This window comes from Acinetobacter sp. GXMZU3951 (assembly GCF_054457875.1).
Map to the genome: position 1 here is coordinate 39177 of NZ_JBTLFO010000013.1, position 6269 is coordinate 45445.

A 6269-nucleotide genomic window follows, 5' to 3' on the forward strand; every position below is an offset into this window, starting at 1 on the left:
TTTGTACCCAAAATCTGTTCATTCAAGCTGAGGAAAGATTATTTTTAATGCGGCTAGCTTAATTGAAGCTGAGATACATCTCTAACATTTCCGGTTTCGGCTCTGCCTAAACCTCGTTTAGGCTACACAGAACACTTTGGAGCACATCATATATACACTCAAGCTCAGGAAGCCCCTTCTCCATATTTTGAAGAAGGGAACATCAGACTTAGTCCTGATAACGGTAACGCGCAGATCGCGCATGCGCATCTAAATTTTCTTGCTGTGCCAAAATATCCGCAGTCTGAGCCAAAGGTTTAACCCCTTGTTGCGAACACATGATTAAGCTAGAACGTTTTTGGAAATCGTAAACGCCTAATGGAGATGAAAATCTCGCTGTACCTGAAGTCGGTAAGACGTGATTCGGGCCTGCACAATAATCCCCAATTGCTTCTGGCGTGAAACGTCCCATAAAGATTGCGCCAGCATGACGGATCTGTTCCGCCATCACTTGAGCGTCATCGAGACACAACTGTAAATGTTCTGGTGCCACCTGATTAATTAAATCAATGGCTTCCTGACGATCTTTCACCAAAACCAAAGCCCCACGATTGGCAATCGAAGTACGTGCAATTTCAGCTTTAGGCAGGATAGCTAAATGCTCTTCAATCGCTTGTGCAACCTCATTCAAGAGTTGCTCATCTGGTGTGATAAAAATAGCTTGTGCAACCGTATCATGTTCAGCTTGGGACAAAGCATCCATCGCCAGCCATTGCGCATTATTTGCACCTTCGGCATACACTAAAATTTCAGAAGGCCCTGCAATCATATCAATGCCCACTTGACCGAAGACTGCGCGTTTCGCCGCAGCCACAAAGCGGTTGCCAGGTCCCGTGATTTTATCTACACAAGGAATCGTTTCGGTACCATACGCCAATGCAGCGACTGCTTGAGCACCACCAATGGTAAATACTCGCGTCACACCAGCCAAATATGCAGCTGCAAGCACCAATGGATTTAAGTCACCATTTGGTGCGGGTACAACCATAATAATTTCAGGGACTCCAGCAACATGTGCGGGTACAGCATTCATTAATACCGAAGATGGATAGGACGCCAGACCACCAGGTACATAAATACCCACACGATCTAAAGGCGTCACTTTTTGCCCTAAGGTATTCCCCAAAGCATCAACATAAGTCCAACCTTCTTGCTTTTGTGCTTGGTGAAACTCACGAATGCGCTCGGCTGCAAATTCAAGCGCAGTTCGCACCTCCGCGTCTAATCCGTCAAAAGCCGCTTTTAATTGTGTTTGAGTCAGTTCTAGATCAGAAAATTGATGCGCTGGATGTCGATCGAACTGCTGAGTAAGCTTTAGAACATGAGCATCGCCATACTGACGAACATCAGCGATGATTTGGTCTACGGTTTTTAAAAGTTCAGGATCACTTACAGTTTCAAAAGCCAACAAGTCTGCAAAAGCCTGCTTGAAGTTTTGATCTTGAGTCGATAAACGTCGCATCAATTTACCCACAAGGTTGAGAAGAAAGACCAAGTTTACCTTGTTTCACTGCCTTTGTGGGGAAGATATCAGCTTACAGCATCTGAGTTTTATGGGAAAAATCCTTTACAGTTATTAATGTATGGCTGAAAAGATCATCTTCAATTTCAATTCTCCCCAAAAGAAAAAGACTGCATTGGCAGTCTTTTAATTTCGAGCAATCGTAAATCAGTTCTTCGCTTGACGCTCTTCTACCGCTTTTTCTAACTGTGCAAGAATGGGATTTAACAAGGCTTGTTTACGTTTAAAACTCGCTTTATTCACGATTAAACGTGAAGACACTTTGCAAATTTCTTCCAAGGGTTCTAAACCATTGGCGCGTAAAGTATTGCCTGTATCCACCACATCCACAATGTAATCACCCAAACCAACGAGCGGTGCTAGCTCCATTGAACCATAGAGCTTAATCACATCCACTTGTTCACCCAAGCTGGCATAGTACTGACGAGTTAAATTGACATACTTGGTGGCAATCTTCAAACGGCCCTTAGGACGCTCCATCCCCACCTTACCTGCCGTCATTAACTTGCAGTTGGCAATTTTAAGATCTAATGGTTCATAGACATTTTGTGCCCCATGCTCCATCAACACATCTTTACCCGCCACACCCAAATCGGCTGCACCATTTTCCACGTAGGTCGGCACATCAGAAGCACGTAAAATTAAAATACGCACTTGTTTATGGGTGGTTGGAAAAATCAATTTACGTGATTTATCAGGGTCTTCAAGTAAATTAATCCCTGCTGTTTCAAGTAAAGGTAAAGTTTCCTTAAGAATACGCCCCTTACTTAATGCCAATGTTAAACCATGATCAAAATTACCCATTACATTGAAATTAGGATCATCGTTTCTCATGTCACTCATGCACTTACTCGCTTAATTTGAGCACCTAAACCTTGTAATTTTGCTTCTACATCTTCATAACCGCGATCAATATGATAAATACGGTCAATCAATGTTTCACCTTCAGCCGCTAAAGCAGCGAGTACCAATGAAAAAGAAGCACGTAAATCAGTTGCCATGACTGGTGCTGCAGATAATTTTTCTACGCCCGTCACAATCGCATCGTTACCTTCAACTTCAATATTTGCACCCATACGAGACAATTCAGGCACATGCATAAAACGGTTTTCAAAAATCGTTTCTGAAATCGTAGCAAATCCACGACCAATGACATTTACAGCCATTAATTGCGCTTGCATGTCGGTTGGAAATTCAGGATGTGGCAGTGTACGGAAGCTAACAGCTTTTGGTCGTTTGCCCATCATATCTAGCTCAATCCAGTCATCACCACGGGTCACTTCTGCGCCCATTTCTTCAAACTTATCTAGCACAGATTCCAACAATGTCGGGTCGGTATGGGTCGTTTTAATGCGGCCACCGGTAATCGCAGCTGCTGCTAAATATGAACCAGTCTCGATACGATCGGCAACTACTGCATATTCACAGCCATGTAAACTTTCTACACCAGTCACCACTAAGGTATCGGTATCCAAACCTTCAATTTTAGCCCCCATCTTGATCAACATTTTAGCAAGATCGGTAATTTCAGGTTCGCGTGCAGCGTTACGTATCGTCGTAACACCATCGGCAAGCACAGCCGCCATTAAAATATTTTCAGTACCACCTACGGTCACCATATCAAAGACAACTTCACCGCCTTTTAAACGGCCATCGACTTTGGCATGTACATAACCATTTTCGACTTCAATTTCAGCCCCTAAAGCCTCTAAAGCTTTTAAATGCTGATCGACTGGACGAGAACCAATCGCACAGCCACCTGGCAAAGAGACTTTAGCACTACCATAACGAGCAACAAGTGGACCAAGCACTAAGATAGAGGCACGCATAGTTTTGACCAATTCATAAGGCGCGAATTGGTTATCTAAAGTCGAGGTGTCGGCAGTAACCGTATCACCTTCATAAGTCATGGTGATGCCCAAACCAGCAATCAATTTCACCAAAGTATTCACATCTTTTAAATGCGGAACATTCGTCAATGTAATTGGTGAATCGGCTAAAATCATTGCAGCAAGTAAAGGCAAGGCTGCATTTTTTGCACCTGAAATTCGTACTTCGCCTTCGAGCTTAATACCACCTTGAATTAAAAACTTATCCATTAATTTTTAAGCTCCGAACAGGCTTGCTTTGCGCCATTCTTCTTTTGTCATCGCGCGAATTGTAACCGCATGTACTTCACCACTTGCAATATAAGAGTTCAAGGGAGCATAAACAGTCTGTTGACGCGCAACAGGACGCTTACCTTCAAACTGATCATCAACAATTCGAAGATCAAACTTGCCAGCTTGCCCACTAACTGCAACTTCAGCTTCAGGAAAAGCAGCTTTTAAAATTTCAGTGAGCTGTTCACTATTCATGACAAAGACCTCTATATAGGACCAATGGTGTAAAACCCGCCATTTTACTATAAATCAAGAAAAATAATGCATTCGAGGCACAATTTTTATATATAAAAAAAGGAGGTTTAATATCAACCTCCTCATAATCAGCGTTCAACTAAGCCAATACAGGTGCATAGTCCAGCTGTAATTCACGATGTTTATTTAGCTGTCGTTTTAGTTTTTCTGTTAATAACTTGATTGAGGTATACATATCATCTGCTGTTGCCTGAGCAAACAATTCTATTCCAGGTAAGCGAATAATAGCTTCCGCAATATGATTCGAACTACCTTTTTTAGAATGTTTGTCAATCTGATGATCTTTGGACAGCTTCACCTGCATACTATTGACTTGATCTAAATGCTTCGTCATTTGGGCAAATTTATCACGAATATTTTCTTCGATTGCAGGGGTGATAGTTAAATGATGACCACGAATTGTTATTTGCATAATTCTATCCCTCACCTTCTTTTAGGATTAGCAAAGGTACAGCCGAAATGTTTCACAGCCAGAAAACGAATCTGCACAATCTGATCAAAGCATTTCAACTATCCTTTAAAATAAAAAAGAGATTCATTATTTCGTCATAATGAATCTCTAGAATAGTCATACTTTAAATTTTAGATCAAGACTTTTCGTTCAGAAGACGATGGAATATGTAACGATTCACGATACTTTGCCACTGTACGTCTTGCCACATCAATCCCCTCTTCCTTCAACATATTTGCAATTGCGTTATCAGACAAAGGCTTACGTACATTTTCTTCTGCAATCATTTTTTTTATTTTAGCGCGAATTGCAGTAGAAGAAGCTTCCCCACCCGAAGTCGTTCCGACATGACTGGAAAAGAAATATTTCAATTCGAATAAGCCACGCGGGGTCAGCATATATTTATTGGTGGTGACTCGAGAAACAGTGGATTCATGTAATTCAACTTCTTCAGCAATATCTCTCAGCACTAAAGGTTTCATGCCTTCAGCACCAATTTCTAAGAATGCTTTTTGATGTTCGACAATACAAGAAGCTACTTTTAATAAGGTTTTATGCCGCTCATCGACACTTTTAATAAAATTTTTGGCTTCTAGCATTTGGTTGCGCAAATATTGATTTTCATCACTTTGATCTGCGCGACGAATCATATTAGCATAGAAAGAATTGATTCTTAATTTAGGCATCACATCAGGATTGAGCTGAACTTGCCAATGATCATGACGCTTCATGACCACCACATCAGGAATTTGATAATCCGAATCTTTATCTTCAAACTCAAGACCAGGATGAGCTTTTAATGTTTTTAACAAATTAACGGCTGATTTTAACTGTTCAGTACTTAATCCTGTTTGTTTAAGCAACTTTGCAAGTTCATTCGAAATCAGCAACTCATAATGCTTCAGTAAGATTATGGCTTCATTTCGATGTGTGGTCTGTATTGGTAAACTTTCCAGTTGCACCATTAAGCATTCGGCCAAATTTCTAGAACCAATGCCAATAGGATCAAGACGTTGAATATGTTTTAACACCACTATAACTTCATCATCTTCAACGCTTTCATCATAATCCATAGAGTCTAAAAGATGCTGAACCGATGAGGTGATTTCAGAAATATCAACTTCTAAAAAACCCTTATCATCCAAGGAATCAATAATACAGTAGGCAATTAAACGATCAATTTGTGAAAAATGCAGTAAATTAATTTGTTCCAGCATATGCTCTTTTAGACCTAAATGACCTTGGCGATTATCTTCACGCTCTTCAAATTCAGGGCTCGCTAAACTGGTCGATTGATGCGTATAGACATCATCCCAATCCGTATCAACGGGTAAATCATCAGGTAAATGATCTGCATTTAATTCGTTGGTTAAATCACTATTCTCTTGTTCTTTTTCTACACTAGCTAAACTTTCAACACTATTTTGCTCTTCAACTTTTTCTAACAATGGGTTACTGTCGAGTTGAATTTGAATTTCTTGTTCTAATTCCAAACTAGATAATTGAAGCAAGCGAATGGCTTGTTGCAACTGAGGTGTCAACGACAATGAGTTCGCAACTTTAAGTCCAACCGATAACTTCATACAATCCTACTCATTATTAATCATTAAATATAAGCAATTTTTATGCCGATTTGTATTTTTATAGCACAGTTTTAGTAAAAGTCATACAATTTTTAAGCGCTGCACTAAGATTAATTGATACTTTTACAACCATTTGACTGTTTATCTTATTTTTAATTCTTCTTAATTTGATTATTTTCCTTATTTCCCGCACATAAAAAAACACCCCCTGTTGATTAACAGGGGGTGTTTAGAATTAATGAGCTGGCGATGACTTA

The 6269-nt window shown here is 40.2% G+C and carries 6 protein-coding genes; all 6 read right to left on the reverse strand.

The features are described 5' to 3' along the window. Window positions 1-208: 208 nt before the first annotated feature. Complete coding sequence (gene hisD, locus ACX17N_RS15670) at window positions 209-1513, reverse strand: histidinol dehydrogenase (protein WP_458893502.1); 1305 nt, start codon at window positions 1511-1513, stop codon at window positions 209-211. Window positions 1514-1708: 195 nt separating this feature from the next. Then, the gene (gene hisG, locus ACX17N_RS15675) at window positions 1709-2404 is read right to left on the reverse strand and encodes an ATP phosphoribosyltransferase (protein WP_458893497.1); all 696 of its coding nucleotides are present in this window, start codon (window positions 2402-2404) and stop codon (window positions 1709-1711) included. Continuing rightward, window positions 2401-3660: a UDP-N-acetylglucosamine 1-carboxyvinyltransferase gene (gene murA / locus ACX17N_RS15680; RefSeq protein ID WP_458893498.1), complete on the reverse strand. Its 1260-nt coding sequence runs from the start codon at window positions 3658-3660 to the stop codon at window positions 2401-2403. The genes hisG and murA overlap by 4 nt, the downstream gene beginning before the upstream one ends. A gap of 6 nt (window positions 3661-3666) precedes the next feature. Beyond that, window positions 3667-3918: a BolA family iron metabolism protein IbaG gene (gene ibaG, locus ACX17N_RS15685; protein WP_100242923.1), complete on the reverse strand. Its 252-nt coding sequence runs from the start codon at window positions 3916-3918 to the stop codon at window positions 3667-3669. Window positions 3919-4057: 139 nt separating this feature from the next. Next, entirely contained in the window at window positions 4058-4390 is a 333-nt protein-coding gene (gene hpf, locus ACX17N_RS15690) for a ribosome hibernation-promoting factor, HPF/YfiA family (RefSeq protein WP_458893499.1), read from the reverse strand. A 170-nt stretch (window positions 4391-4560) separates the two neighbouring features. Beyond that, window positions 4561-6012 (reverse strand): RNA polymerase factor sigma-54, encoded by a 1452-nt coding sequence (locus ACX17N_RS15695; RefSeq protein ID WP_458893500.1) that lies wholly within the window; start codon window positions 6010-6012, stop codon window positions 4561-4563. Between the last annotated feature and the right edge of the window lie 257 nt (window positions 6013-6269).

Bases quoted from the DNA above. Each gene is read 5' to 3' on its own strand.
- hisG (WP_458893497.1), bottom strand. From the start codon at position 2,404: ATGAGTGACATGAGAAACGATGATCCTAATTTCAATGTAATGGGTAAT.
- murA (WP_458893498.1), bottom strand. From the start codon at position 3,660: ATGGATAAGTTTTTAATTCAAGGTGGTATTAAGCTCGAAGGCGAAGTA.
- ibaG (WP_100242923.1), bottom strand. From the start codon at position 3,918: ATGAATAGTGAACAGCTCACTGAAATTTTAAAAGCTGCTTTTCCTGAA.
- hpf (WP_458893499.1), bottom strand. From the start codon at position 4,390: ATGCAAATAACAATTCGTGGTCATCATTTAACTATCACCCCTGCAATC.
- ACX17N_RS15695 (WP_458893500.1), bottom strand. From the start codon at position 6,012: ATGAAGTTATCGGTTGGACTTAAAGTTGCGAACTCATTGTCGTTGACA.